Origin of the sequence: Nitrospina gracilis 3/211 (assembly GCF_000341545.2) — a bacterium.
In the GTDB taxonomy this organism is placed as follows: domain Bacteria; phylum Nitrospinota; class Nitrospinia; order Nitrospinales; family Nitrospinaceae; genus Nitrospina; species Nitrospina gracilis.
Genome location: NZ_HG422173.1, coordinates 400795 through 426241, shown reverse-complemented (window position 1 = coordinate 426241; position 25447 = coordinate 400795). Strand labels below are relative to the sequence as shown.

Sequence of the window (25447 nt, the reverse complement as noted above, 5' to 3'; positions counted from 1 at the left end):
GCCGTTTCTTGAACCGCCCAAATCCCCCTCTGTAAAGGAAAACGAAAATGGCGGGTGATGCCAGCACTGTGGCCGAAGCCTTGAACCGGCGTTTTCTGCAGGGACACCCCCGCGCCGCGGCCCGCCAGTTGGAAGAACTGGAACCGGAATCCGCGGCTGCCCTGCTCAATCGGATGCCTTCTGTCCAGCTCACTCCCGTGGTCGAACAACTGTCGCCGTCGCTCGCCGCTTCCATCCTGCCCCATCTGGATGACGAACGGGTGAAGGAAGTGGTCACCGCGACCGATCCCAAAGCGATGGTCGCCATCCTGCACCAGATGGATGCGAAACAGGCGGAGGATTACCTGAACCTCGTTTCTCCCACTGTCAAAAAAGAACTGACTGCGCTCATGCAGTACCCGGAAGACACCGGGGGCAACCTGATGGACCCGCGGGTCGAACCGTATGCGGGCACCCTCACCGTCGAGCAGACCTTAAAACGCCTGCGCCAGCCGGGGTACCGCGTGAAGCCGGTGTTGTTCGTGCAGAACGAAGCGCGCCGGTTGACCGGGCGCGTCAGCCTGCAAACGCTGGTGGCGGCCCGGCCGGAACAACTGCTCGATGACATCAAGGGTCCCGTGTCGGTATTCGTCGAACCGCTCGCTCCGCAGGAAGAAATCGTCGCGCTGTTCGACAAGCACCGGTTCCAGAGCATTCCCGTGGTCGGCCTGCAGGGCGAACTTCTCGGCGTCATCTGGCAGGACACACTGGTGCGCGCGGTGGAAGAAGACGCAACGGCGGACATGCAGGCGATGGTGGGTGCGAGCCGCGACGAACGCGCGTTGTCTAAAGCCCTCTTCGCCGTGCGCAAACGCCAGCCGTGGTTGCAGATCAACCTCGTCACCGCGTTTCTCGCGGCGGCGGTGGTCGGTTTGTTTGAGGACATGATCGCGCGCTTCACCGCGCTGGCCGTCCTGCTTCCGGTGGTGGCGGGCCAGAGCGGAAACACCGGCGCGCAGGCCCTGGCCGTCACCATGCGCGGTCTCGCCATCCGCGAGATCACCACCCGCCACTGGCCGCGCGTGGTGTGGAAGGAATGCAGAGCCGGGTTCATGAACGGCATCGGCGTGTGCGCCACCACCTGCCTCGGTGTGTTTTTGTGGAGCCGGTCGTTGGGGCTCACCGGCGTCATCGGCATCTCCATGATCCTGTCAATGGTCATTGCCGGCGTGGCGGGTGCCTTGGTGCCCATCGTGCTGGTGCGCGTCGGACAGGACCCCGCCACCGCCTCGTCCATCATCCTCACCACCGTCACCGATGTCATGGGCTTTTTCTCCTTCCTCGGCACGGCCACCCTGCTGTCCGGATTTCTTTGATCTCCATAGCGTTTACGTTGCCTTCAATTTTTCAAACGCTTCATCCATACCTGTGAAGCCAGCCGCTTTTTAAAAACGCATGGGGTTTCACCCCCGCGCAGAAACAGTGGCCCACTCTGGCAGGCCCTGATACACTGAGGGAACTTCATATTTTCCAAATATAAAGGAGCGCATCGTGGACAAACCCGTGGTGGCCGACACCCAACCCACTGAAGTGCAGTTAAAGGCAGGCAAGGTGTACGCCTGGTGTTCCTGCGGCCGGTCCAAAACCCAGCCGTTCTGCGACGGATCGCACAAAGGCACTTCGTTCCAGCCGAAGATGTTCAAAGTGGACAAGGACGAAACGGCGTACCTGTGCATGTGCAAGCACACGAAAGACGCGCCGTACTGCGACGGCACCCATTCCTCCCTGCCCGAAGACGGCGAGGAAGCGCAGGAGGAGGATGCCGACTCGCAGAAAGAAAGCGACGCCGGGGAGTCCGGAGTCAAACCGACGAAAGAAGAACCGACCGTCAGGTACATTCACGAACTGGCCCAGCACGGACTGGATCGCGTCGGACCCCACGGCGAGGTCGCGGCCATGGGCGTGCCCGCGCCGGATCTGCCGCGCTGGGACGACATCCAGATCCTGACGGCGCAGTTTTCCAATCAACCGCTCCAGGAAAAAGTCGAAGTCGGTACCGAAGTGGTCATCGGTCCGCGCGCCAAAAAACCGCTGACACTGAAAATCCCTTTGCTCGTCTCCGACATGAGTTTCGGCGCGTTGTCGGAGGAAGCGAAGATCGCGCTGGCGCAGGGGGCGGAGGCGGCGGGCACGGGCATCTGTTCCGGCGAGGGCGGCATGCTCCCGGAAGAACAGGAAAACAACTCGCGTTACTTTTACGAACTGGCCTCGGCACAGTTCGGTTACAAGGAAGAGCTACTCAAAAAAGTGCAGGCGTTTCACTTCAAAGGCGGGCAGGGCGCGAAGACCGGTACCGGCGGCCACCTGCCGGGAAGGAAAGTCACCGAACGCATTGCCAAAATCCGCGGCCTGAAACCGGGACAGGATGCGGTCTCGCCGCCGACCTTCACCGACCTGCATTTGGTGGATGACTTCAAACAATTCGCCGACCGTGTGCGCGAAGTCACCGGCGGCACTCCCATCGGATTCAAAACCTCGGCGCAACATATCGAGGACGACATCGAGTTTGCGGTGCAGGCTGGCGCGGATTACATCATTGTCGATGGACGCGGCGGCGGCACAGGTGCGGCGCCTTTGTTGTTCCGCAACCACATTTCCGTGCCCACCATTCCGGCACTGGCGCGCGCCCGGCGGTATCTCGATAAAAAGAAATACGATCACGTGACACTCATCGTCACCGGCGGTCTGCGCACGCCGCCGGATTTCGTGAAGGCGCTGGCGATGGGAGCCGACGCCATCGCCCTGTCCAACGCGGCGATGCAGGCCATCGGCTGTATCGCGGCGCGCATCTGCCACACCAACAACTGCCCGGCGGGCATCGCCACGCAGGACCCGGAACGCAGAAAAATTCTGGACACGCAAGAAGCGCCGAAACGGCTGACGCGGTTTCTGAATGCGTCGGTGGAACTGATGCAGGTCATGGCCCGCGCCTGCGGTCACGATCACCTCAATCAGTTTTCGCTACGCGACCTGAGTACGTGGAAACGCGAGATGAGTGACCTCTCCGGCATCCCGTTCAGCGGTGTTACTGGCAGATAAGGGAAAAGCAGTGGCTGAGGGGTGAATGCACTGCCGTTGCGTCTTTTGCTGTCATGCTCCGCCGGCTTGTCGTAAAATCGGAAATCGAATTTCAATTTTTCGAATCGGGGAGTTTTTTCGCGTTCCCCGGTTCCCCATATAAAGAGGAGTGTGTCGAATCATGGGTACCGTTCATCCCATATTGAATGAATACTCGGGGCAGATCCCGAAATCACTGCAAACCTACAAGTCCATCCACGCGGTCGAGAATTACGAGGTGATCGTTGAGCACACCAAACAGGAGATGGCCGCTTTCAGAAGTCTCGACGGCGTGCTTCCCGACGGACGCACGGTGCGCGATGTGTTGAAGGAAAGCGGTTGCGAGGAGTCGATCGAAGACATGGACGGATTGGACAAGGACCGCATCCGCGTCGTCGGCGCGCTCAACCTGATCCTCGAATTCTCCGAAGCCATGGCCGAAGACTGACCGCGCCACGCCCGAGGGGAACACGCCACGCCCGGCGCGGAGCTTAAAAGGTCCACGCAAAAGTTTTGTTCAGAAAATTCCCGGAGGGCGAACGATGATCCGGGAGTAAACACAGTCCCTCCCTTTTTCTCAGGAGACCGATGACATGATCCAAACCTACGCCGCGAAGCAGGCGGGACAACCGCTCGAACCGTTCGAATACGACCCCGGAGCCCTGCAACCGGACGAAGTGGAGATCGACGTCCTGCACTGCGGCCTGTGTCACAGCGATGTCAGCATCGTCAACAACGACTGGGGTATTACGCAGTTTCCGGTGGTGCCGGGTCACGAGGTTGTCGGTCGCATCGGAAAAAAGGGCGAAGCGGTGCGCAACCTGGAAGTGGGCCAGCATGTGGGCCTGGGTTGGCACGCGGGATTCTGCGGGGCCTGCGGCTACTGCGCCACCGGCGATCACAATCTGTGCGCGGCGCCGCAGGAGACGATCGTCGGTCATCACGGCGGGTTCGCCGACAAGGTCCGTGCCCGCGCGCACAGTGTGGTGCCCCTGCCCGACGGGTTGGACTTCACCGCCGTCGGCCCGCTGTTCTGCGGTGGCATCACCGTGTTCAATCCGTTCATGCAGTTCGGTATCGAGCCGACCGACCGCGTCGGTGTCATCGGCATCGGCGGGCTGGGTCACCTGGCACTTCAGTTCGCAAGCAAGTGGGGATGCGAGGTGACGGCGTTCACTTCCGATACCGCCAAAGAGAAAGAAGCAAAGGCCATGGGCGCGCATCACGTCATCCATTCCCGTGATCCGAAAGCCGTCGAGGCCGCGGCGGGATCGTTCGATCTCATCATCTCCACCGTCAACGTGAAGCTCGACTGGAATCTGTACGTCAACGCGCTCAAGCCGCGCGGGCGGTTGCATTTCGTCGGAGCCACGCTGGAACCGCTCGACCTGCAGATATTTCCGTTGCTCATCGGCCAGCGTTCGGTTTCCGGTTCGCCGGTGGGAAGCCCCGCCACCATCGCCACCATGCTGGAGTTCTGCAAGCGCCACAACATTCTGCCGGTGGTCGAGCACTTCAAGTTCTCGCAGGTGAACGACGCGATAAAAAAACTCAAGCAGGGCAACGTGCGTTACCGCGCGGTGCTCAGTCACTGATCTCCGTCAACCGTACCCTTTCTGCGGACGGGGGGAATAGAGTGGTTTTTCCCATCCAATAATATTTTTATTTTTCACGCCAAAGCGGTATTCTCATAACGAGTGCGTTGCCCTTTTAAGGAGGGTGAGGATGCCCGGAAAAAAAGAACGCGGGTTGTTTGAACTGTATCGCGACGATCCCGAAAAAGCCGATTGGGAATTGTGGGGGCGCGGGGCCGATCCCGTCTCCCGCCGCGGTTTTTTAAAGGACGCCGGGCTCGCCTTCATGGCGCTCACCGTCGGCGCGCACCTCCCTCACGCGCGTTTTTTGCCGCAGGGCCTCCTCCCCGTCGCGCTGGCTGAATCCGAAACCACTCCCGTCATTGAAGGCAAAAGCGGGTTGATCGTGCACAACGACCGGCCGATCAATGCCGAGCCGCCGCCGCACCTGCTCGATGCCGACTTCACACCGAAAGAACATTTCTTCGTGCGCAACAACGGCCTGCCTCCCGCCGAGACCGACACTCCCGGCGCATGGAGTTTCACCGTGGACGGCGAAGTGCACACTCCGCTCACCCTCACGCTCGAAGAACTGAAACATAAATTCAAACACCACACCTATGCATTGCAGCTGGAATGCGGCGGCAACGGGCGCGCCGGATTTTATCCATCGGCGAAAGGCAACCAGTGGCGGTTCGGGGCCATCGGGTGCGCGCGCTTCACCGGCGTGCGCCTGCGAGACGTGCTGAACGCCGCAGGCGTCAAGGCCTCCGCTGTGTATACCGGCTATTATGGTGAAGACCTGCATCTGTCCGGCCGGCCGGACAAGGTATCGATTTCACGCGGCACGCCGATCGCCAAGGCGATGGACGAACACACGCTGATCGCGTGGGCGATGAACGACGAACTCCTGCCGCTCCTGCACGGGTTTCCGTTGCGGCTGGTCACACCCGGTTGGCCGGGGTCGACGTCGCCCAAATGGCTGAAGCGCATCTGGGTGCGCGACCGCGTTCACGACGGGCAGAAGATGGATCACTACCGGGTGCCGCGTTATCCTGTGAAACCCGGCACTTCGGTGTCGGAAGAGGATATGGAAATCATCGAATCGATGCCGGTGAAGTCGCTCATCACGCACCCCCAGACCGGGATCGAAATCCAAAAAGGTCAGCCCCTTTTCGTGCGCGGTCACGCCTGGGCGGGGGACCGCCCGGTGGCGGCGATGCATGTGTCGGTCGATTTCGGTGCGAGCTGGCAGGTGGCGCAGTTGAAGGAACCCGTCAACCGTTACGCCTGGCAACGCTGGCAGACGCAAGTGCGGTTTCCCGCGCCGGGTTATTACGAAGTGTGGGCGCGCGCCACGGATGAGATGGGCGTCATGCAACCCATGGTGGTGCCGGGATGGAATCCGTCGGGTTACCTCAACAACGCCATGCACCGCATCGCGGTGACCGTAAGATGAAACCGCCGCTTCCTGTACTGAGAACCCTTCTTGTTTTTGTTTTCGCCGTATTGGCCGCACCTCCCATATGGGCGGAGGAAATCGACCCCAACGCCGGGTTGCCGCAGGGTGAAGGACGCGATGCGGTGATGGACAACTGTACCGCCTGTCATAACGCCGCGCTCATTTTGCAGAATCGTATGAGCCGGAGCGAATGGGATGCGCTCATCACTTGGATGCAGGACAAACAGGGCCTGTGGGAACTGGAACCCGATGTCCGCAAAACCATTCTCGATTACCTGGCCAGATACCGCGGACCCACTGCCACTGCGCCGGGCGGGGAAGGGGGACCCCACACCAACCCGATGTACGAATTCCACTACCCGCCGAATCCGTTATAAGTCCTCCCCTGACCCGTTCACCGCTCAACCCGCCACAGAGCGAGGTCGCCGAAGCGCGCGACCGGCTTCAAGTGATTCTTTTCGGACGGGTGCAGGCGGTCGAGCAGGTGATCGCGTGCCGCGACGAAATCGCGTTTGTTTCCGCGCGAGTCGTGAAGCAGGAAGTTCACCCGTTCCGTACGTTGGGTTTTCCCCTGCGTGTAGTACTCGGCGGAAAAAGAGCGTTCGCCGAACACCCACAGGCGGCAGTCGGAGTCGCCGCCGCACGCCTTGCGGTATTTCTCGACCACGCCTTTGTGGGTGGGCAGGGGCCACCCGGTGTTTTTCTGCGCCGCGTACAAAATGTATCCCGCCAATCCCACCATCATCACCGCCGTTGTCACTTGAACCGTGCGCAGGACTTTGGAGGGTGACGGTGCAGCGCGCAAAGACAGGGCCAGCAAAACCGTGGCGGGGGGCGCGGCGGGAAGCGAGTAGGTCCAGATGATGTTGCGTGCGAATGTCAGCAGTACGGCGGGCACGAGCATCCAGCACAACAGGAACAGGATGAACTCCCGACTTCCTCCCTGAAGTTCGCGCCATTGCATCCATTCCGGTTTGCGGCGCATGATCAACAAGCCGGCCGGGACCAGCACGATCCACGGCGCGAGTCCCAGCAGGTAAAACCCCCAGATCATGCCGAATGGCTGTGCGTGCGCAAAACCGTAGCGGTCGCCTTCCCATCCCGGCACGAGAAAGCGGTTGAAATGTTCCCCGATGAAAAAATAATTCAGGAATCCCGGCGTTCGCATCTCTGCCGCAACGTACCACGGCACCGCAATGACCGCGGCGATGAGGAGTCCCGTTACCCACGGCAGTCTGGTCAGGAACGGTTTCCATTTTCGGGAGAGGACCAGCCAGACGGCGATGGGGAGTCCGCCGACCGCGACCACCATGAGTCCCTTGGTAAGCAGGCCGATGCCGATGCCGGCGAACATCCAGCGTGCGTGCGCTGGATTCCATTCCCGCGTGAAACGCCAGCAGGCGCTCATCACGATGAACAGCGAGAACAACAGAACGAGGTCGGTCATCACCGCTCCGGCGGCGGCGAAAAAAATGGAGCTGGTGGCCAGCAGGATGGTGGCGAGGTGCGCGGTGGTGGGGGCTGTACTTTCTTTGACGAACCGCCAGAATTGGAACAACAGCAGGGCGGACAGGATAAGAATCGGCAGGCGCGGTCCCAACTCCCCCACGCCGAAGAGGGCGATGCCGCCTGCCGACAGCCACGTGGAGAGCGGCGGCTTGCCCCAGAACGGCACGCCGTAATCGAACTGCGGCATGATCCAGTCCCCCGTCTCCACCATCTTGCGCGCGATCTCCGCGTAGCGCGCTTCGGTTTCGTCCATGATGGGAATGACGGCGGCGGCGAGGGCGCGGCCGATCAGCACCGCCGAAAGAATCCCCAGCGTCCACCACGTGTCGCAACGGGTGTGTTCCGGGTCCATTTTTTCCTGCGGTTGGGATTTTTGCATGCGCGACAGATGGGTTAGTATGACCGGATGGCCCCGGCGGAAAACGGAATGCGACTGGAACGGCTTTTCAGTCCATAATGTGGCGGAGGGGCCGGCCGAACTCCTCACTCTTCATCAGCGGTTATGTTAATCGAATTTCCCGGCTAATGACATGGCTTCCGAAATCTTTCCTTTCAGCGATCCGTTGTTGCAGTTCGATGACTACCAGGTCCGGCGGTTCCGGGGCGGGGATGCCGAATCCATCGCCCGCCACGCGAACAACTATCGAATATGGAAACAGCTGCGTGACTGGTTTCCGCACCCCTACACGCGCGAGGACGCCGAAGAGTTCATCGACCAGATAAGCCGCGAATACCCATCACACACATTCGCCATCGCGACGGAAAGCGAAGCCATCGGCACCATCGGTTACCATCCGGGCAGTGACGTGCACCGGTATTCGGCGGAGCTGGGATTCTGGCTGGCGGAGCCGTACCACGGCAAGGGCATCATGACCGAAGCGGTCCGGCGCTTTTCCGATCACCTGCTGGGTGGCGATTATTTTCTGCGGCTGTGGGCGGGCGTGTTTTCCAACAATCCCGCGTCCATGCGCGTGCTGGAAAAGGCCGGGTTCGTGCTGGAAGGCGTTTTGAAAGCCAGCGTGGTGAAGGACGGCGAACTCCTCGACCAGCACCTGTACGCGAAGATGCGGCCGGGTACAACATAGTGAAAAAATGAAAATCTTCACTGTGCTCCCCTCATATAGTGAAAATCGGGTCGATTTTCGATATAAATGAAGAGATGTCTTTTACCCGCACATTGACAGAGAATCCTCTCGGCAAGGCGGTGTGGCTGGCGTGGTTCACCATCGGCTTCAACCTGCTGGAAGGGCTGGTGTCGGTAGCGTTTGGCGTGGAGGAAGAATCGTTCGCCCTGCTTGGATTCGGCCTCGACAGTTTCATAGAAGTGTTTTCCGCAACGCTGGTGCTGTGGCGGTTCCGGGGCGAGCAGGGACTGGACGCGGCGCTGTCGCTGAAAAAAGAACGCACCGCCACTCTGGGCATCGGCATCCTGTTTCTGCTTCTGGGAGTTGGCACGATCCTCGCCTCCAGCCTGCAATGGGCGTCGCAGGCGCGTCCTTTCACCACCCTTCCCGGACTCCTCATCGCCTCCGTCAGCCTGAGTTTCATGTTTTACCTGTGGCGGGCGAAAGTGCGTGTGGCGCGCGAGCTGGACAGCGCCACCATGATGAAGGACGCGCGCTGTTCCCTGGCCTGCATCGAGTTGTCGGCGGTGCTGTTCGCCGGGAGCCTGTTGTTTATGGTGTCGCCCGCGCTGTGGTGGGCGGACAGCCTCTCTGCTATTCTCATCGGGTGTCTGATCCTGTATGAAGGCGTGAACACCGTCCGCGCCGCCCGCCACGACGACTTTTCCGGCGGGTGTTGCTGACCCCACTGCGTGGGGAGGAAAATGGCTACTGCCCGGCAGACAAACGATGATCGGCGGGCTCATTCCAAATACCATCCTTTCCTTCCTGGCATTACCCCATTGGCTCCGGTTCCCAGCCGGGTTGCACCCGGAGGCAACAGATTGTTTTTAGAATAGGCCCGCTTGCCATCGTCCGCCCTCCCATTATCACCCTGTTTCCTCCGGGCGTTGCCCGGTGCATCCTTTTTGCGGTTCGTTCGTCTTTGTGGGTGAACCCTCAAAACGAAGGAGACGCAGAATGAACGTGGGAACTGACAGTAAAATGCACCTCGCCCTCAACACCGCGCATTTCGACGACAGCGTGCGGTTTTATGAAGCGCTTTTCGGCTTGGCCCCGGCAAAGCTGGAAAACGGCTACGCCAAATTCGATGTCGAGCACCCGCCGCTGAACTTCACCCTCAACCGCGTGGCGCAGGTTTCCGGCAACCGCGTCAGCCATCTGGGCATCCAGGTGCCCGTGACCGCTGCGGTGGAGAAACAGGAAGAGCGGTTGCGCACGCTGGGCCTTTCCACCGAGTTGGCGATGGCCACCGAATGTTGTTATTCTGTTCAGGACAAGGTCTGGGTGCACGACCCCGACGGCAATGCGTGGGAAGTGTTTGTCGTGCTCCGGCCAACCGAGGGACACCATGGGAACCCTGCCTGCTGTGGACATTGAATCGCTGTACGCCCGCATCCGCGCGTTCGTCGCGGGGCGGGTGGGATCGGCGGCGGATGCCGACGAGATCACGCAGGACATCTTTCTCAAGATGCACGAAAGCCTGCCGCGTCTCAAGGACCGCGACAAGCTGGTGCCGTGGCTCTACCGGATCGCGCGCAACCGCATCATCGACCACTACCGCACGCGTAAAATTGAGGTGCCGCCGGGGGAGATCGCCGGCGCCGACCCCGCACCCGTTGACCGGGATTCAGAAACCGGGGACCGCGAAGCGATCCAGGCCTGCCTCCTGTACTTTCTGGAAACGCTGGAGGCGGCGGACCGCGACATCCTGACCCGCATCGAGTTCGAACGCCGGACGCAACAGGAGGCGGCTAAGGAACTGGGGATCACCCTCGCCGCCGCCAAATCCCGCCACCAGCGCGCCAAAAAACGACTCCGGCAGGCACTCGACTCCTGCTGCACCTACGTGTTCGATCGCCGGGGACGGGTGATCGATCATCTCCCGCAAAATCAATCGTGTGGCGGCAACTCCTGAAGAAGCCCGGGGAGTCCCGGCCGGTTCCCATCCGAATTTAAACCGGGCTCTAACAATCCCCTAACATTGGCCGGGTACCTTGTTTCAAAACGAAGACAAAACCATATCCCTTTTGAGGAGACCACTCCCATGTATCGCTGGATACCCCGAATTTTGATGGTGGCGCTGGTTTTGAGCGCCTCCTCTTTTGCACTGGCGGACGAAAAACTGCGCGGCACGGTCCGCATCGACGGTTCGAGCACCGTGTTCCCCATCTCCGAGGCGGTGGCGGAAGAGTTCAGTAAAAACCGCGACTATGCCCGCGTGCGCGTGACGGTCGGTGTTTCCGGTACCGGTGGCGGATTCAAGAAATTCACGGCAGGCGAAATCGACATCAATAACGCGTCACGGCCGATCAAGCAAAATGAAATCGACAGAGCGAAAAAGAACAACCTCCGGTACCTCGAGTTGCCGATTGCCAATGACGGCCTGTCCGTGGTAATCAACCAGGCCAATACGTGGGTGGATTACCTGACCACCGACGAGCTGAAGAAAATCTGGGAACCGGGAAGTTCGGTAAAAACCTGGGCGGACGTTCGCGACGGGTGGCCGGACAAGGCGCTCCGCCTGTACGGACCGGGTACCGACAGCGGCACCTTCGACTACTTCACCGAAACCATCAACGGCAAATCGCAGGCCAGCCGTGCCGACTTCACCAAAAGTGAAGACGACAACATGCTGGTCAAGGGCGTGTCCGGCGACAAGTACGCGCTGGGTTTCTTCGGCTTCGCCTACTTCGTTGAAAACCAGGACATCCTGAAAGCCGTGCCGATCAAGGAAGGCAGCAAGGATCCGGTTTTGCCGACCGTGGAGACCATCAACCAGGGAACCTACTCCCCCCTGTCGCGGCCGGTCTTCATCTACGTCAACGTGGAGGCGGCCATGCGCCCGGAGGCGAAAGCGTTCATCCGGTTTTACCTTGAGAATGCCGGCCCGCTTTCGAAGGAAGCGGGCTACATTCCCCTGCTGGATTCCATGTACCGCAAAAACAAAGAGCGGTTTGAAAGCGACCTCTTGAAGCTGGCAAAAAACTGAACCTGTCGAAACACACTATGTTTTCAAAGTGGATGGACCACGCAGTGCACGGGATTCTCCTGCTCTGCGTGGGCGTCACCCTGATGACCACGCTGGTGGTCATCTTTCTTTTGGGAAAAGAATCGTTTCTGTTTTTCCGCGAGGTACCGGTCACCGAGTTTTTGTTCGGGACCAACTGGGCGCCCCTGCTGGAACCAAAATCGTTCGGCGTCCTGCCGCTGGTGGCGGGGACGCTGAAAGTCGTTTTCGGCGCGATTCTCATCGCCCTGCCGTTCGGGTTGCTGATCGCCACGTACCTGAGTGAGTTTGCCTCCAACAATGTGCGGTCCGTCATCAAACCCGTGCTGGAAATCCTGGCGGGCATCCCGACGGTGGTGTACGGCTACTTCGCGTTGACGTTTGTGACCCCGATCATCCGCACGGTGTTTCCCGAAACGAATATCTTCAACGCCGCCAGTGCGGCCATCGTGGTGGGCATCATGATCCTGCCCATGGTGTCGTCGCTGTGCGACGATGCGTTCCGGGGGTTGCCCGGAACCCTGCGGGAAGGTGCGTACGCACTGGGAGGCACGCATCTGGAAGTGACGTCCCAGATCATCCTGCCCGCTGCCGCCCCGCGCATCGGTGCGGCGGTCATTTTGGCGTTGTCACGGGCGGTGGGGGAGACCATGGCCGTGACGCTGGCGGCCGGCGCGACGCCGAACTGGTCGATCGGCTTCCTCGAAAGCATTCAAACGATGACGGCGTACATCGTACAGGTGAGCCTGGGGGACATCCCTGCGGGAGGCGTCGAATATTACACCGTGTACGCGGTGGGAATGCTGTTGTTCCTGATGACGCTCACCATGAACATCATCGGCAACCATTTCATTTTGAAATCGAAGCAATACAACTCGTGACCGACTTCCGGGAAAAACGAAAACAACGCGACCGCTGGTTCATCCGGCTTTGTACCGGCGTGACCTGGATGACGGTCGGCGTGCTGGGCATCCTTCTGGCGCACGTGGTGAAAGAGGGTTTCGTGTGGCTGGACTGGGATTTCCTGAACAGCTTTCCTTCGCGCCATCCGGAGGAGGCGGGACTCAAGTCCGCATTGTGGGGCAGCGTCTGGCTGATCGGCATGACGGCGATGTTCGCCATCCCGCTGGGCGTGGCCACGGCGGTGTACCTGGAAGAGTTCGCGCCGAAAAACCGTCTGCTCCGCATCTTCGAGATCAATATCGCCAACCTCGCGGGCATGCCCTCCATCCTGTACGGGGTTCTGGGTCTGGCCATTTTTGTCCGTTTCCTGGGCTTCGACCGCAGCCTGTGGTCGGGCAGCATGACCATGAGCCTGCTGGTGTTGCCGGTCATTGTGATCGCCGCGCAGGGAGCGATTCGCGCCGTGCCGGCATCGATCCGCGAGGGGGCGTTCGCTCTGGGCGCCCGCCGTTGGCAGGTGGTGTGGTGGCAGGTGCTGCCGTCCGCCCTGCCGGGCATCATGACGGGGGTCATCCTGGCCCTTTCCCGCGCCATGGGCGAGACCGCCCCCATGATCATGATCGGGGCGTTGAGTTACGTCGCGTTCACGCCGGAAACGGCGGACGATCCGTTCACCGCACTGCCCGTGCAGATCTTCAACTGGGCCGCGCGGCCGCAGGCGGAGTTTCATGGACTCGCCGCCGCGGGCATCATTGTATTGCTCGTTCTCCTGTTGTCGATGAATGCGGGTGCGGTGTTCATTCGCGAAAAACTGCAAAGGTATAAATAACCTGTGAGGGAGGTCGGTTTGGAAGAGTGCAAACCCATACTGGAGACGCGGAAACTTTGCATCAATTACGGTGACCTCCGCGTGGTGAAGGGCATCGACCTCCAGATCCCGTCGCACCAGGTGACCGCGGTCATTGGGCCTTCCGGTTGCGGCAAGAGTTCCATGCTCCGCGTGTTCAACCGGATGAACGATTTCATCCCGACCGCGTGGGTGGAAGGAGAAGTGTTATTCCACGGCGAGGACCTGTACGATAAAACGGTGGACCCGGGCCTCATCCGGCAGAAGATCGGCATGGTGTTCCAGCGGCCCAACCCGTTCCCCAAGTCCATTTTCAAAAACGTGGTGTGGGGGCCGAAGATCAACGGGTACAAGGGCAACCTGAACGACCTCGCCGAGGAGGCCCTGCGGAAAGCCGCGTTGTGGAACGAGGTGAAAGACCGCCTGCGCGATTCGGCGCTCAAGTTGTCCGGCGGGCAACAGCAGAGACTGTGCATCGCCCGCGCCATCGCCATGAACCCGGAAGTGATCCTGATGGACGAGCCCTGTTCGGCGCTCGATCCCCGCGCCACGGCGCGTATCGAGGACCTGATCCAGGAATTGCGTTCGCGGTACACCATCGTCATCGTCACGCACAACATGCAACAGGCGGCGCGCATTTCGGATTTGACGGCGTTTTTGTACGAGGGGGATCTGGTGGAGTTCGGTCCCACCAAGAGAATATTCACGCAACCCGACCAGAAAAGGACGGAAGACTACATCACCGGACGATTCGGTTGATTTTTAACGGGGATCCATGACCAAGCATTTTCAACGCGAACTCGATGTTCTGAAAAAACAACTGCTCGGCCTGAGCGCGCAGGTGGAGGAAATGGTGCTCCGTGTCATGAAGTCGGTGGCCGCGCTGGATATGAGGCAGGCACAGGAGATCATCGACCAGGACAAGGCCATCGACAACACCGAGGTGCAGCTGGAAGAAGAGTGCCTGAAGGTGCTGGCGCTGCACCAGCCGGTGGCCGGGGACCTGCGCTTCGTCATCGCCGCCCTCAAGATCAACAACGATCTCGAACGCGTGGCCGATCTCGCGGTGAACATCGCCGAGCGCGTCGTCGTTCTGGCGAGCAAGCGCAATGTCACCCCCCCGTTCGACTTCAGTGTCATGGCGGAAAAAACCCGCGCCATGCTGAGCCAGTCCATCGACTGCCTGATCAACATGGACCCTGCGACCGCGCACAAGGTATGGCAGGCGGATGACGAGATCGATGCCATGAACCGCGAGGTTTATCAGCGTGTTTACGAGAAAATCAGGCAGGACCCCGACCAGGTGGAGATCCTCATCAACTACATTTCGATCTCGCGCCACCTGGAGCGCATCGCCGACTACGCCACCAACATCGCCGAAGACGTGATTTACCTGGTGGAAGGCAAGATCGTGCGCCACCAGCCTGAAAAGTTCACGAAGTTGGGCCAACGCAAGGACAAGTGACCCTGTCCTTCTTCGGGATCAACCGGGAAGCGGGCCTTCGTGGGCGATTTCGGCCAGCGGTTTGCGGTCGCTCGGAGCTTCCCGTTCGCGCAGGTCGTCGTCCAGAATTTCCGCCGGACCCTGTTTCCCTACCGCAATCACGCACATTGCCGTGAAGTTGTCCTCACTCACATTCGCCACCGCGTGCGCTCGATCCTTGATGAATCCCCCCATGGCATGACAGACCAGTCCCATCTTCTGTGCCTGAAGGCAGAGCGACATCCAGGCTGACCCCGAATCGAACTGCGCCCAGTGATTGGGCTTGCCCCGTTCTTCAAAATTGTTGCGCGAAAACACGATGATGAGCAGGGGAGCCTTGTCCGCCCACTTGCGGTTTCCCTCCACCAGAGTCGTCTGGAACTCCTTGAGTCGATCCCCCCGTCCGTAAACAAATAACCACGGCTGTTCGTTGAAACAGGAAGGAGCCCAGCGCGCCGCTTCAAACAACGTCAGGATTTCCTCGTCGGCCAGGGGATCGCTGAGGAAAGCCCGCGGCGACCAGCGGTAGAGAAATTGGGGATCGAGTTGGGTGTAGGGGCTTGTCCGGGTCATGAAAGGTCTCCTTGGTATTTGGTTCCAGAGCAGGCTAACAAATTAGGATGGGTTTAAGTAAGGAACAACTTTAATCGAAAATTTAAAAATCAGGAAGAACACGGGCTGGTACGTGCCCGCCCGGACTGGACGGACCCTGGGTGAAGACGGGGGGTGCATTTCCTTCTTATAAGAAAAAAATGGGCGCTTTGCTCCAGTTATAACGAAATCCTGACAATCATTTCGTATTCGTTATGGGGTGCGACCTTGAAAAGATTTGTTAAAAAATCGAATGGTATGCAGACATTCATCGGGGTGGGGCCGCCCTTCAACAAGGGGAAAAAATGATCTATACATTTACAAAAAAACAGCCATATCGGAAATCAAACAATTTAATTAGGAATTCGGAAAATATATGGTTTTGGCATTCTTACAGGGTGCGTGGGCTGGAACTCTTTTGTGAATCAGAAACTTGAAATTTAGGGAAATCGTAGGCCTACTATTCAAAAATAGTATTTTATCCTGATGCCGAAAAATACCTCTTTTCTATTTTTATTTAACGGGTTATCATGTGCCCATACCAATTAAAGTATTGAACCTGTAACAATCCTTGTACCTCAAACCAAGGATATAGTTTTTCCGAAGAGTGGTGTAGGATTATTCCTATGCCGCGTTTGTGGAAGAGAGCCTGACTCTTCTGCGTACTTTTTAAGGAGAGGGTACGATGAAAAGGGCTTTGAGGATCCTGCTGGTGGAGGATGACGAGGAGGATGCATACCTCATTCGAAACATGCTGACTTCAAGCGAGCCGGAATTCATATGTGAACTCACGCATATAGACACGCCAGAGGGAGTTCCGGCCGTTCTCGAACAAAACCAGATCGACATTTGTCTTTTTGATTACCGCCTGCAGAACGGCAACGGGATTGAGCTCCTTCGGAATGTACGGCGTAAGGGATATCCCCATCCTGTGATTTTCCTGACCGGGCAAAGCGATCCGGAAGTCGCCGCCGAAGCGATGAAAAGCGGCGCCACCGATTACCGGTCGAAGAACAACCTCACCGCCGAATCCTTGATTCGCTGTATCGAGGTGGCCATCCAGTTGCGCCGCGAAGCGGACTTGCGTGAGCGGGCGGAAGAAGAGTTGAAGCGCGCCAATGACAAGCTGATGGAAGCCAACCATCAACTGAAAGGGTCGCTGCAGAAACTTCAGATTGCGCAGGAAAGCATCATCCGCTCGGAAAAGCTGGCGAGTATCGGCCGTCTTGCCGCCATGGTTTGCCACGAGGTGCTCAATCCACTCAACATCATTTCAGGTCACGTCCAGACGTTGATGCGGGATCATACCGGAGATGGCACCCAGGACGAGCACTTCCGCTCCATGCGCGAGGAGATTTTTCGCATCGACAAAATTCTGAGTGACCTCCTGCGGTTTTCGCGCAAGGGAAACATGGAGTTGCAGGAGGTGGACTTCAACGAGGAACTCGACTTCGTGCTTTCCCTCTTGGAAAAGGAGATGAGCATGGATTGCATTGAGCTCGATCGGCAGTTTACCGAGGAGGAAGTTTACCTGCGTGCCGACCCCGACCGCATGCGCCAGGTGTTCCTGAACCTGTTGAACAACGCCCGGCACGCCATGCCGGAGGGAGGCAGGTTGACGGTACGGACGGAAAAAATCGTCCGCGAGATCATGCAGAATCGGCGCAAGGAGGACGTGTACCTCGACCCGGAAAACATTCCCGTCCGGCGCGAAAACTTTTTTCACATCGAGATCCGGGATACCGGCGTGGGCATTTCCCGGGAAAACCTGAGCAAGATTTTCGAGCCGTTTTTCACCACCAAGCCGGAGGAAAAAGGGACAGGACTTGGGTTGTCCGTTTGCTACACTATCGTGGAACAGCACGGCGGATTCATCGAAGTGGAAAGCGAGGAAGAAAAGGGCACCGCGGTCCACGTATGGCTGCCCGTCAAGTCCCGGCAGGACTCCCCTGTGCCGGTCACTGCTGAACCCGGCCGTTCTGCGTGAAAAGAATTAATTCAGGAAGTCCAGCAGGGTGGGTTGCAGGACCCGTGCTGTGACGGCGAGGGTGGCCTGGAGGGCGGTTTCCAGCGCTGCCAGGTTGGCCGCCTCCTGAACGAAATCCGCATCCTCAATATCAGACAGTTGTTCCTTTTGAGTCACCACATCCTCTCCGCTCAGGACTTCCATCTGGTCCAGCGTCCGGCTGACCGCCCCAAATTCCGCGCGAACATCACTCACCTTGTCGCGGCTCGCATTCAACAGGTCCAGTGACGCCGAGATGCCTTCGGTATCGTCGCGTTCCAAAGCCTGCTTCAGGGTATCCAGAGCCAGAAATACATTGTTTCCGCCGATGCCAAGAATGGAGGCCGTGTCTCCGCCTGCGACGTCGTCGATGACCGCGGTGGTGTTCGCGTTGGACGAAACCACGTCGAGCCCGTTGCCCTGGGAATTGATGCTCGCTGTCAGGTTCAGCCCGGCGCCGTTGAGCGTGGTGAGAACGTCGTTGAGGGTCGTCGCACCGCTCAGGTTTACCGTGCCGGAAAGCGAGCCGTTGGTCACGTCCACTAAGCCCAGCGTCAAACCATTGCCTCCGTTCAGGCTGGCAATGGTGGTGGCGGTGGTGAGGACGGGATTGAGGTCCTGCCCCGTCAGGTTGCCGTTTCGCGAACCGAGGATACCCAGTTCCTGCGCCACGGTTCCGCCGCCGGATTCCGTGACGGTCAGCGCCTGCGTGATGGCGGTGCTGGTGTCCGTGAGCAAAAGTCCATCGCCGGCACTGTTGATGGAGGCGGTGACATTGAGGCCCGCGCCATTGATGGCGACGATGACGTCGTTGACCGTGGTTGCGGCGCCCAGATTCACCACCGCGTTGTTGCCGGCGCGGTCGGTGATGGAAAGACTGCCCAGGGTCACGCCGGCGCCCCCGTTCAAATCGCTGAGATTCGTGGCGGTGGTCACGGCGGGATTGAGATCGACGGCGAACACTTCCGACCCCGGTTTGGTGATGGGCACGGTCAAGCCGTCAGCCACTTCGAGGTTCAGCCGGTTGCCGTCTCCGGTGTACAGCGCGCCCAGTGCGCCGGCGTTTTGCTGAAACGGTTCGGTGGCGAGCCCTGTACCGGAAAACAGAAATCGCCCCTGCACTTTGGTGTTGGCGGCCTGAAACACGTTGCCGATGATCTGGTCCAGTTCTTCCGCCGCGGCCTGCCGCGTGGCGGCGGTGTTGATTCCGTTCAGGCTGTTCACGGCCAGTTCCTGCGCGCGGATGAGGCTGGTACTCACATTACCCAGTGCCGAGTCGGCGCTGTTGACAAATACTTGGTTGAAAGTGATGTTGCGGTTGAACTGTTCCGAGCGGCTGATGGAGGCCCGCAAACCGAGGGCGTCCCGCAACCCAAGGGGATCGTCCGACGGCGCGAGGATGCGCTTTCCGCTGGAGATGCGCTGGTTGGCGAGAAACTGGTCTTCCGTGATGCGGAACAGGTTGCGTAGTGCGTTCGCCTGTTGCGCCTGGTTGGTCACCCGCATTACCATGTTGTCACTCCCGGCCCGTTAATCCATCCGGGCCCTGTTTCATATCTGGTTTTGGAGGATGTCAAACATCTCATCGACGATGCTGATCATCCGGGCCGAAGCCTGGAATGCCTGTTGGAACTTGATGAGGTTGATCATCTCTTCGTCGATGGACACCCCGGAGACACTTTCCCGCCGTATGTCGAGTTGGAGCTTGATGCCTTCCTGCTGTTGCGCCAGGGTCTGGGCGGAACGCGAACCGCTGCCCACGTTATTGAGAAGGCCGCTGTAAAAATCGTTGAACGTCACCGTGCCCGATCCGGAAGAAAAGCCGATTCCGGAAAAATACCGCGTGTCTGAAGCCCGGCCAGGGCCAGTGCGTTGTCGCCGTCGGTGGTCCCGTTTTGTCCTGCCGCCAGTTTCTGGGTATCGGCGAGAAGCGTGGTGGAAACCGACATGCTGGAAGCGGCGCTGGCGGAAGTCGAAAAATCAAACACGTCTCCCGCGGTCGGTGCGCCGGTGACCGTCACCGCAAAACCACCACCCAGGTTGATGGGCGTGCCTGCAAATGAAAACGAGCCGACACTCTGTCCTGTGGTCAGGTTGACCACGTCAAAGTCGGTGGCGTTGGTGAACGTCAGGCGGAACTTGTCGGTGGAGGTGGTGGTCGAGCTGGCGTTGGTGATGGTCACGCTGCCTGTTCCGGAGTTGGCGGAGTTGGCCGCAAGGGTCACGGGAAGCGTGGTGAAAAAATCGTTGCCGGTGGTGCCGTCCGTACCTATGCCCTGCTGGTGAACGCGGTTGACCTCGGTCACGATGCTGGCGGCCAGCCGGTCCAGGCGATCGAGCGCGTTGGCCACTTCGGTGTCGCGCATGTCCAAAAGACCGCGCACCTCTCCTCCCTGGATAATGTTGGTGATGTTGACGGTGCCGCCCCCGGTGTCCTGAACGAGAATGTCGCTCAACCCTCCATTGTTGGCATTGGCCTGGGTGCTCAGTGGGAAAGTCTGGTTGCCCAGGACCAGCGGCGTGCCGTCGGACAGGGTCAGGTTCATCCGGTCGTCGCCGGAAGAGACCCGAGTGATATCGAGTTTTTGTGACAGCTCTTTCACCAGCTGGTCGCGCTGGTCCATCAGGTCGTTGGCGGCGAAGCCGGTCAGGTCCTGAGCGGGAATGGCTTCATTCAGTTGCGCAATTTCGGTGAGCAGGCTGTTGATCTGTGTCACCTCGTCCTGGATTTTTCGGTCGAGGTTCAGCCGTTCTTCCGCCAGGGAGTTGCCCAGTTTGTTGAACGATTGCGCCAGCGAGGCGCCTGCGGCGATCACATTGGTCCGTTCGGAAAATCCGGTGGGATTGTTCGCCAGGTCGCCCAGTGCACTGAAAAAATTGCTGAGCTGGCTGTTTATGCCGACACCTTCCGTTTCGTTGAGCAGGATTTCCAGGTTCTCGAACACGTCCCGGCGTACGGTGAAATTGCCGAGGCTCTGGTTTTCGCTCAGAATCTGGTTGAACAGAAACTGATCGAACGACCTTGCGATGCCGGAGGTTTTCACGCCGGTGCCGATCTGCCCCAGGTTGAAATTGCGCGGGGAGTTCGGTTCGAATGTCACCGTCTGGCGGCTGTAGCCCTCCGTCTGCACGTTGGCGACGTTGTTGCCGGTCACCTCGATGGCCAACTGCTGGCTTTGCAGTCCCAGTTTGGCTGTATTCAGGATGCTGAAAATGTTCGACGTCATGGATTCGACCCGTCAGATGTTGGTGCTGATCAAGCCACTGGTCAGCGAAACCTGGTCCGTTTTACCGTCGGCGTGATATGGGGTGTAGCTGGAGTCCGCCTTGTAGAGGACGTTGATGGACTCCTTCATCGAATGCGCGGAGCGTTCGATCAGCCTGCGGTTCATCTCGTTCATTTTCTTGATCCGCGCAATCTGTTCCTTCATGCGTTTCTGGCAGAGGATCATCGACATCGACCATTGGTTGTTCTTGAACTGGGCGATTTTTCGAAGGGTTACTTTTTCAACGGGAATGTTCCATTGTTCGGCCATTTTCCGCAAAATGGCCTCCCGTTTCTGATTCAACTCACCCACCTGTGTCAGCAGGGTCTCTTTCTGCTCCAAAGTTTTCATAAGCCGGTCGCGGGAAAATTCCGTAACCGCGTCCCATTCCTCGCTGAAGACCTTGATCAGCCGGTCATACAGCTCGATCTTCTGCTCCAGTATGGTATTGAGCGCCTGGTATAACTCTTTCATGACACACCTCTCAAAAGGGTCCTGCTACCGAACCGGGAATGGCAGGTTCCGGCTCATTTGATCGTATATGGTTTGGGCCATCCCGATGCTCTGGTTTTTGACCACTTCCTTGGACAACTCTTCATCGAGAACCGCTTCGTACTGCTGGTTGGCGAATCCGTCCATCAATCCGGTCTTGTTGACGGTCTCACGCATGGCTTTCAGCATCTGGTGGATCAACAGTCCTTCGAACTGCCGCGAGACCTCCATCAGTTTTTCCGATTCCTGCTTGCCGCCTGGCGTCTTTTGGCTTTCGCCGGCCTGCTTCACCTGCGCCAGCGTCTGTGAGAACGATTGCGTCAACGCCCTGGCCGGGTTCAGAGTCTGTACCTGATCCCCAAGCCGTTTGGCTTTGTCGGCCGGGTTGGGTCCCAGGGGGTTCGTCTGTGCCTGCATTGGAATGAAATCCATCTCGCTGGTCCTTTAATTCTTATCGGTAAAACCGTGGCCAAAGAGGCTCTGTTTCCAAGATTCAACCTTAACTAGCAAGCTCGGTGCCAAAACCGGGGGAAATCTTTTGTGTTTTTAACTTCATATAAAAAAAAGGGTTAGGGGGAGTTTGGGAGAGGAGGTGCGGCGCGGCAAAAAATGAGGGGGGTCTTGGGGGAAAATATTTCCCGGTGACGTGGAAAAGCTTGCCTTGTTTTCAAAAGGCTCCTCATAGCCCCGGTGCGGACCCGGAATGGGTTCCATTTCCCAGACCAAATTGGTGGGGTGGCACCGCCCGGGGTTTTGATGTATAAAGAATATATTCCTGATTTTTATAACTTACGGCGGTTTGAATATATGAAGAAATTGACCCTCATGTGGGTGCTCCTGCTGGTGCTGGCGTCGGCCTGTGGCGAAACGCAGACCGTAGAGGAACAACCCCTGCAATTACCTGAAAAAGAGAAAACCTGGGTGAAAACCGAGGAGGTGGAGATCACCAAGGACAAGGTGGCGGCGAGTCCGGAACCCACCCTGCAAGTGAAAGTGGACCCGGCTTTAAAGGATAAATTGACCAACGTGGATGTCAGCGTGCAGGTGGCGCAGATCAACGATGCCGATTCCTGCGTTGCGGCGCTGGAGCCGATGGATAAAACCCGCAAGCTGGTGCAAAGGGAAGGCGGCCTGTGGCATGCCTTCGAGCGGAACGAGAAACTGCGCCCCTTTTCCGACACCGGGTTTCAGATAGACAGCAACACGAACAAGCTTTTCTTTGCTCTCCGTTACCTGTGTAAAACCGCCAAGGGGGTGCCCCTCACCGGCCTGGCCATCTCGGTCAGCCGGATGATCGAGGACAGGGGAGTGGAAGGCGCAAGGCAGCACATGATCCAGCTGGGCAATCCCAAAGCGGTGGCTGATGAATGGGTCGAGTACGCACAGGAAGCCAAGCGCATTGCCGATCGCAACATCCCCTATGAAGAAGTGGGACGGCTGGTTCTGCAAACCAAACCGTTGATCGACCTGTACCAGGAACTGCTGGCACGCAAGGTGGATGACAGCAACGAGCAGAAGTTCCTGTCCGATGCCGTCACCCTGCTGGATGTGGTCAAATCACGCATGTCCGGGGAAAGCCACCTGGCGATGGCACGCACGGAAGACCTGCAGGTCCCCTACGAAAAATTCCGCAACGAAATGTGACCTCCCCCCGCGGGGGCGGGGGTCACCGTCCTTCCCGCACCTCGATGAAATACCACTGTGCGTCCGGGCTGGTGGAAAACGTCCGGTACGTTTCGTAGCTCTGCGCCGGCAGCTGGACACGGTCCCAGTTGGAAGTTTCTTCTGTGGGGCTGCGGTCCTTGTCGAAGAACCGCGTGCGTGCCTGCACCTGCAGCGGGAAGTCGGTGTGGTTGCGGATCTGCACCCACACTTCCAATGTGCCGGTTTCCGTGGGACGCGAGTTGTGTTCGGTGATGGAGACCTTCTTCTTTCCGGGAGCGTTCATCGGCACGGAAGGTTCCGGACCCAGCCGATTGCCGCGACAGTAGTTCTGCCACTCACTGCGGCGTTGCAGGCCTTCATCGAGAAAGCGGACGCTGTTCATCTTGATGGCGGCGTCGGCTTCGCCTTCCGCCAGGATGCGCGGACACGGGTCCGTGGCGCATCCGGTCAACCAGCCCGCCGCCACAAGGCAGGCAATCAGGGTTCCTGATCGGTTCATACAGCCTCCGTTTATATGTTGTTAATGAGTCGTTGTCATTTTTTGACGAGGGCGGTGCGGGAACGGGCCCAAACCAGCCCGGTGCCGCCGTGTGTTTTTAAAATGGGACGCCGGGTGGACAGGCCGGTCTGCTTTTGTCCGTTGGCGTCTTCAAACCAGATATCCACTTCTCCCCATTGAGTTGGATCGACCTGCAGGGTGAGCACGTGCACACCGTCCGGAAGATTGTTCCAGTAGCGCGTGTCGGCCTGCGTTTTGGTGTTGGCGGCGAGTGCCATCTGCGTCGCCCCCACCAGTCCCAAAGCGCCGGCGGCGATCTGGAACGTGCCCGTGTTTTCCATGAGCGGCGCCATGATCATGGTCTTCGATGCGATGTCGGTCAATGCCGAGCCCACCATGGCGTTGGTCTGCCGGAAGACCACCTTTCCTTCCAGAATCTTATCGAACTGCCGGCCGCCGCGCGAGGTGGCCTGCCAGTAGATGTCTTCCATCGGATACGCGTCGTAAGTGTTGCCGTTCCATTGAAGGTGCGCGCGGGTCTCGACGAAACCGCGACCGCGGCGGAATTTCAACTCGCCGTGGCCGATGCCGTCGGACACCTTCCTCGGTGAGGTGCCCGTCTCCACCAAGACCAGTACGTTGTCATTCGCATCGGGGATTTTAAAATCCGGGCGGAAGCGTTTCACTTCTTCGTATGCCATGCGGGCGAGATCGTGATCGCCCAGCTTCTGCGACACCCAGCCCTGCAGGAAAATGAGAAGGGTGAAGTCGCACCGGTTCTGCTCTTCCTCGGCAAACGCGTCCTGCAGGACGCCGCCCTTGAACGACGCGCGGGCGTTTTCCAGGTCGCCTTCAATGATGTACAGAAGGCCGCGGTAGTAGTAGGCCATGGCGCGCTCGTACGGCTCGCCCTTGAAGTCCTTTTTGCCTTCCTCGTACCACAGGCTGCGTGCGTTCCTGGCGGTTTCATCGTCGGCGTAAACGGTCTCGATGTTCAGCAGGGCGCGGTCCAGTGATTCGCGGGCCAGCGAATAGTGGCCGAGTTCCATGGCGGCCAGGCCCACGCGCATGTCGTTCAGCACCTGGTTGCGTGGACCTTCGATGAGCGCTTTGCGATAAAGGGTGTGCAGGGCGGCGGGTTTGTTCTGGAGATAGGCGTTCATCGCCGCGTCCGAGACGTGCGCCTTCTGCGATGCCGGGCCGCAGGCGGGGAGCAGGAGGAGGCCCAGCGCCAGCGCACCAAGGCGGCATTTGTGATTTCCGGTCATCGAGCCGTCGTCACCGGTAGATGATGTCGTCCCGCGCAGATTTGCGAAAATCATAAATTCCCGTCCACACGATGGCGCTGTTATTCAGGTCCACCATTTCAAAAATGATCTGATGATAACGGGAGGTTCGTCCGGTAGTGGGATTGATCTGGTCGAGAGTGGTGATGCGTCCGCCCAGCCGGTAGTCGCCGGAGAGCAGGCCGGCAGGGCGGCCCTTGTACGCGGTTTCTTCCTTCACCATGCCCTCGTAATGGCGGCCGACGAACACCATGCGGCCTTTGGCGGCGCGATTGAGGTCCACGCGCAGGCGGTCGGTGATGATGTTCTTGTTGATGCGCGACGAACTTTCATTGCGGAAGAACTCGGCATCGATGATTACTTTGGGTGGCGTCTTGGCGCCCGCCAGGGATGGATTGGTCAGCATGTCGCGCATCATCTTGTCGGTCATGGCACGGATGTCCTGCGACTCGATGCCAACGCCCGCGAGCTGTCCGGTGGAATTGGGGTCTTCGTACACCGTGGCGCTTCCCGGAGCGTTTTCGATGGTGGAAGCGGAATAGGTGGCGCACCCGCCCAGCAACAGCAGGCCGAGGGCCAATGGGAATCCAAGTCTGACCGGTCCGTTCATGAAATCCATCCTTCTTCGATTGAAA

Annotated in this window: 27 protein-coding genes; 17 read left to right on the top strand and 10 right to left on the bottom strand. The window is 58.9% G+C overall.

Going from position 1 to position 25447, the window contains the following annotated elements:
• Positions 1-47 precede the first annotated feature (47 nt).
• The 6 genes from mgtE (at position 48) to TX82_RS01965 (ending at position 6509) form a co-directional block, all read left to right on the top strand.
• Positions 48-1355, top strand: a complete 1308-nt coding sequence (gene mgtE, locus TX82_RS01990) for a magnesium transporter (RefSeq protein WP_005006286.1) — start codon at positions 48-50, stop codon at positions 1353-1355.
• 175 nt (positions 1356-1530) lie between these two features.
• Positions 1531-3078 (top strand): glutamate synthase-related protein, encoded by a 1548-nt coding sequence (locus tag TX82_RS01985; protein WP_005006284.1) that lies wholly within the window; start codon positions 1531-1533, stop codon positions 3076-3078.
• 160 nt (positions 3079-3238) lie between these two features.
• On the top strand, positions 3239-3544 hold the full coding sequence (locus tag TX82_RS01980) for a hypothetical protein (RefSeq protein ID WP_005006282.1): 306 nt from the start codon (positions 3239-3241) through the stop codon (positions 3542-3544).
• 145 nt (positions 3545-3689) lie between these two features.
• On the top strand, positions 3690-4691 hold the full coding sequence (ahr, locus tag TX82_RS01975; protein WP_005006281.1) for an NADPH-dependent aldehyde reductase Ahr: 1002 nt from the start codon (positions 3690-3692) through the stop codon (positions 4689-4691).
• 130 nt (positions 4692-4821) lie between these two features.
• Positions 4822-6129 carry a sulfite oxidase gene (locus tag TX82_RS01970; protein ID WP_005006278.1) on the top strand — a complete coding sequence of 436 codons (1308 nt, stop codon included), beginning with the start codon at positions 4822-4824 and terminating at the stop codon, positions 6127-6129.
• Positions 6126-6509 (top strand): hypothetical protein, encoded by a 384-nt coding sequence (locus TX82_RS01965; RefSeq protein ID WP_005006272.1) that lies wholly within the window; start codon positions 6126-6128, stop codon positions 6507-6509. Before TX82_RS01970 ends, TX82_RS01965 begins: the two co-directional genes overlap by 4 nt.
• Before the next feature lie 17 nt (positions 6510-6526).
• On the opposite strand, the gene TX82_RS01960 is transcribed toward TX82_RS01965, so the two are convergent.
• Complete coding sequence (locus TX82_RS01960; RefSeq protein WP_187291891.1) at positions 6527-7993, bottom strand: ArnT family glycosyltransferase; 1467 nt, start codon at positions 7991-7993, stop codon at positions 6527-6529.
• Positions 7994-8171: 178 nt separating this feature from the next.
• Between TX82_RS01960 and TX82_RS01955 the strand changes: the two genes are divergently transcribed.
• The 9 genes from TX82_RS01955 to phoU all read left to right on the top strand — a co-directional run bounded on the left by TX82_RS01955 (position 8172) and on the right by phoU (position 14990).
• A complete protein-coding gene (locus tag TX82_RS01955) occupies positions 8172-8726 on the top strand; it encodes a GNAT family N-acetyltransferase (protein ID WP_005006269.1) in 555 nt (184 codons plus the stop codon).
• Positions 8727-8800: 74 nt separating this feature from the next.
• Positions 8801-9448 (top strand): cation efflux transmembrane domain-containing protein, encoded by a 648-nt coding sequence (locus TX82_RS01950; protein ID WP_042251619.1) that lies wholly within the window; start codon positions 8801-8803, stop codon positions 9446-9448.
• 277 nt (positions 9449-9725) lie between these two features.
• Positions 9726-10145, top strand: coding sequence for an ArsI/CadI family heavy metal resistance metalloenzyme (locus tag TX82_RS01945; RefSeq protein ID WP_005006264.1), 420 nt, complete (start codon positions 9726-9728; stop codon positions 10143-10145).
• On the top strand, positions 10117-10683 hold the full coding sequence (locus tag TX82_RS01940) for a sigma-70 family RNA polymerase sigma factor (RefSeq protein ID WP_005006262.1): 567 nt from the start codon (positions 10117-10119) through the stop codon (positions 10681-10683). Before TX82_RS01945 ends, TX82_RS01940 begins: the two co-directional genes overlap by 29 nt.
• Before the next feature lie 129 nt (positions 10684-10812).
• On the top strand, positions 10813-11757 hold the full coding sequence (locus TX82_RS01935; protein WP_005006259.1) for a PstS family phosphate ABC transporter substrate-binding protein: 945 nt from the start codon (positions 10813-10815) through the stop codon (positions 11755-11757).
• Between the two features lie 17 nt (positions 11758-11774).
• On the top strand, positions 11775-12656 hold the full coding sequence (pstC, locus tag TX82_RS01930) for a phosphate ABC transporter permease subunit PstC (RefSeq protein ID WP_005006257.1): 882 nt from the start codon (positions 11775-11777) through the stop codon (positions 12654-12656).
• Complete coding sequence (gene pstA / locus TX82_RS01925; protein ID WP_005006256.1) at positions 12653-13507, top strand: phosphate ABC transporter permease PstA; 855 nt, start codon at positions 12653-12655, stop codon at positions 13505-13507. Before pstC ends, pstA begins: the two co-directional genes overlap by 4 nt.
• Positions 13508-13525: 18 nt before the next feature.
• The gene (gene pstB / locus TX82_RS01920) at positions 13526-14284 is read left to right on the top strand and encodes a phosphate ABC transporter ATP-binding protein PstB (RefSeq protein ID WP_005006255.1); all 759 of its coding nucleotides are present in this window, start codon (positions 13526-13528) and stop codon (positions 14282-14284) included.
• A 16-nt stretch (positions 14285-14300) separates the two neighbouring features.
• Complete coding sequence (phoU, locus tag TX82_RS01915; protein WP_005006254.1) at positions 14301-14990, top strand: phosphate signaling complex protein PhoU; 690 nt, start codon at positions 14301-14303, stop codon at positions 14988-14990.
• An 18-nt stretch (positions 14991-15008) separates the two neighbouring features.
• On the opposite strand, the gene TX82_RS01910 is transcribed toward phoU, so the two are convergent.
• Positions 15009-15581: a nitroreductase family protein gene (locus TX82_RS01910; protein ID WP_005006252.1), complete on the bottom strand. Its 573-nt coding sequence runs from the start codon at positions 15579-15581 to the stop codon at positions 15009-15011.
• Positions 15582-16284: 703 nt separating this feature from the next.
• Between TX82_RS01910 and TX82_RS01905 the strand changes: the two genes are divergently transcribed.
• Positions 16285-17586 carry a hybrid sensor histidine kinase/response regulator gene (locus TX82_RS01905; protein ID WP_005006247.1) on the top strand — a complete coding sequence of 434 codons (1302 nt, stop codon included), beginning with the start codon at positions 16285-16287 and terminating at the stop codon, positions 17584-17586.
• Between the two features lie 6 nt (positions 17587-17592).
• Here TX82_RS01905 and flgL read toward each other — a convergent pair whose 3' ends face one another.
• From flgL to TX82_RS14930, 5 genes are read right to left on the bottom strand one after another with little or no spacing between them, the layout of a single operon-like run.
• A complete protein-coding gene (gene flgL / locus TX82_RS01900; protein ID WP_005006245.1) occupies positions 17593-19116 on the bottom strand; it encodes a flagellar hook-associated protein FlgL in 1524 nt (507 codons plus the stop codon).
• Between the two features lie 39 nt (positions 19117-19155).
• Entirely contained in the window at positions 19156-19404 is a 249-nt protein-coding gene (locus TX82_RS01895; RefSeq protein WP_042250318.1) for a flagellar basal body rod C-terminal domain-containing protein, read from the bottom strand.
• On the bottom strand, positions 19401-20831 hold the full coding sequence (gene flgK / locus TX82_RS01890) for a flagellar hook-associated protein FlgK (protein ID WP_042250315.1): 1431 nt from the start codon (positions 20829-20831) through the stop codon (positions 19401-19403). The genes TX82_RS01895 and flgK overlap by 4 nt, the downstream gene beginning before the upstream one ends.
• A gap of 12 nt (positions 20832-20843) precedes the next feature.
• Positions 20844-21344: a flagellar protein FlgN gene (locus TX82_RS01885; protein WP_005006243.1), complete on the bottom strand. Its 501-nt coding sequence runs from the start codon at positions 21342-21344 to the stop codon at positions 20844-20846.
• Between the two features lie 24 nt (positions 21345-21368).
• Complete coding sequence (locus TX82_RS14930; RefSeq protein WP_005006242.1) at positions 21369-21794, bottom strand: rod-binding protein; 426 nt, start codon at positions 21792-21794, stop codon at positions 21369-21371.
• 375 nt (positions 21795-22169) lie between these two features.
• Between TX82_RS14930 and TX82_RS14925 the strand changes: the two genes are divergently transcribed.
• Positions 22170-23006: a hypothetical protein gene (locus tag TX82_RS14925; RefSeq protein ID WP_005006237.1), complete on the top strand. Its 837-nt coding sequence runs from the start codon at positions 22170-22172 to the stop codon at positions 23004-23006.
• 22 nt (positions 23007-23028) lie between these two features.
• Here TX82_RS14925 and TX82_RS14920 read toward each other — a convergent pair whose 3' ends face one another.
• From TX82_RS14920 to TX82_RS01860, 3 genes are all read right to left on the bottom strand, one after another.
• Complete coding sequence (locus TX82_RS14920) at positions 23029-23526, bottom strand: YcfL family putative periplasmic lipoprotein (protein ID WP_005006235.1); 498 nt, start codon at positions 23524-23526, stop codon at positions 23029-23031.
• A gap of 35 nt (positions 23527-23561) precedes the next feature.
• On the bottom strand, positions 23562-24848 hold the full coding sequence (locus tag TX82_RS01865; RefSeq protein ID WP_005006234.1) for a COG3014 family protein: 1287 nt from the start codon (positions 24846-24848) through the stop codon (positions 23562-23564).
• On the bottom strand, positions 24805-25447 hold a 643-nt coding region (locus tag TX82_RS01860), incomplete at its 5' end, for an LpoB-related protein (RefSeq protein ID WP_222822944.1). The genes TX82_RS01865 and TX82_RS01860, both read right to left, overlap by 44 nt.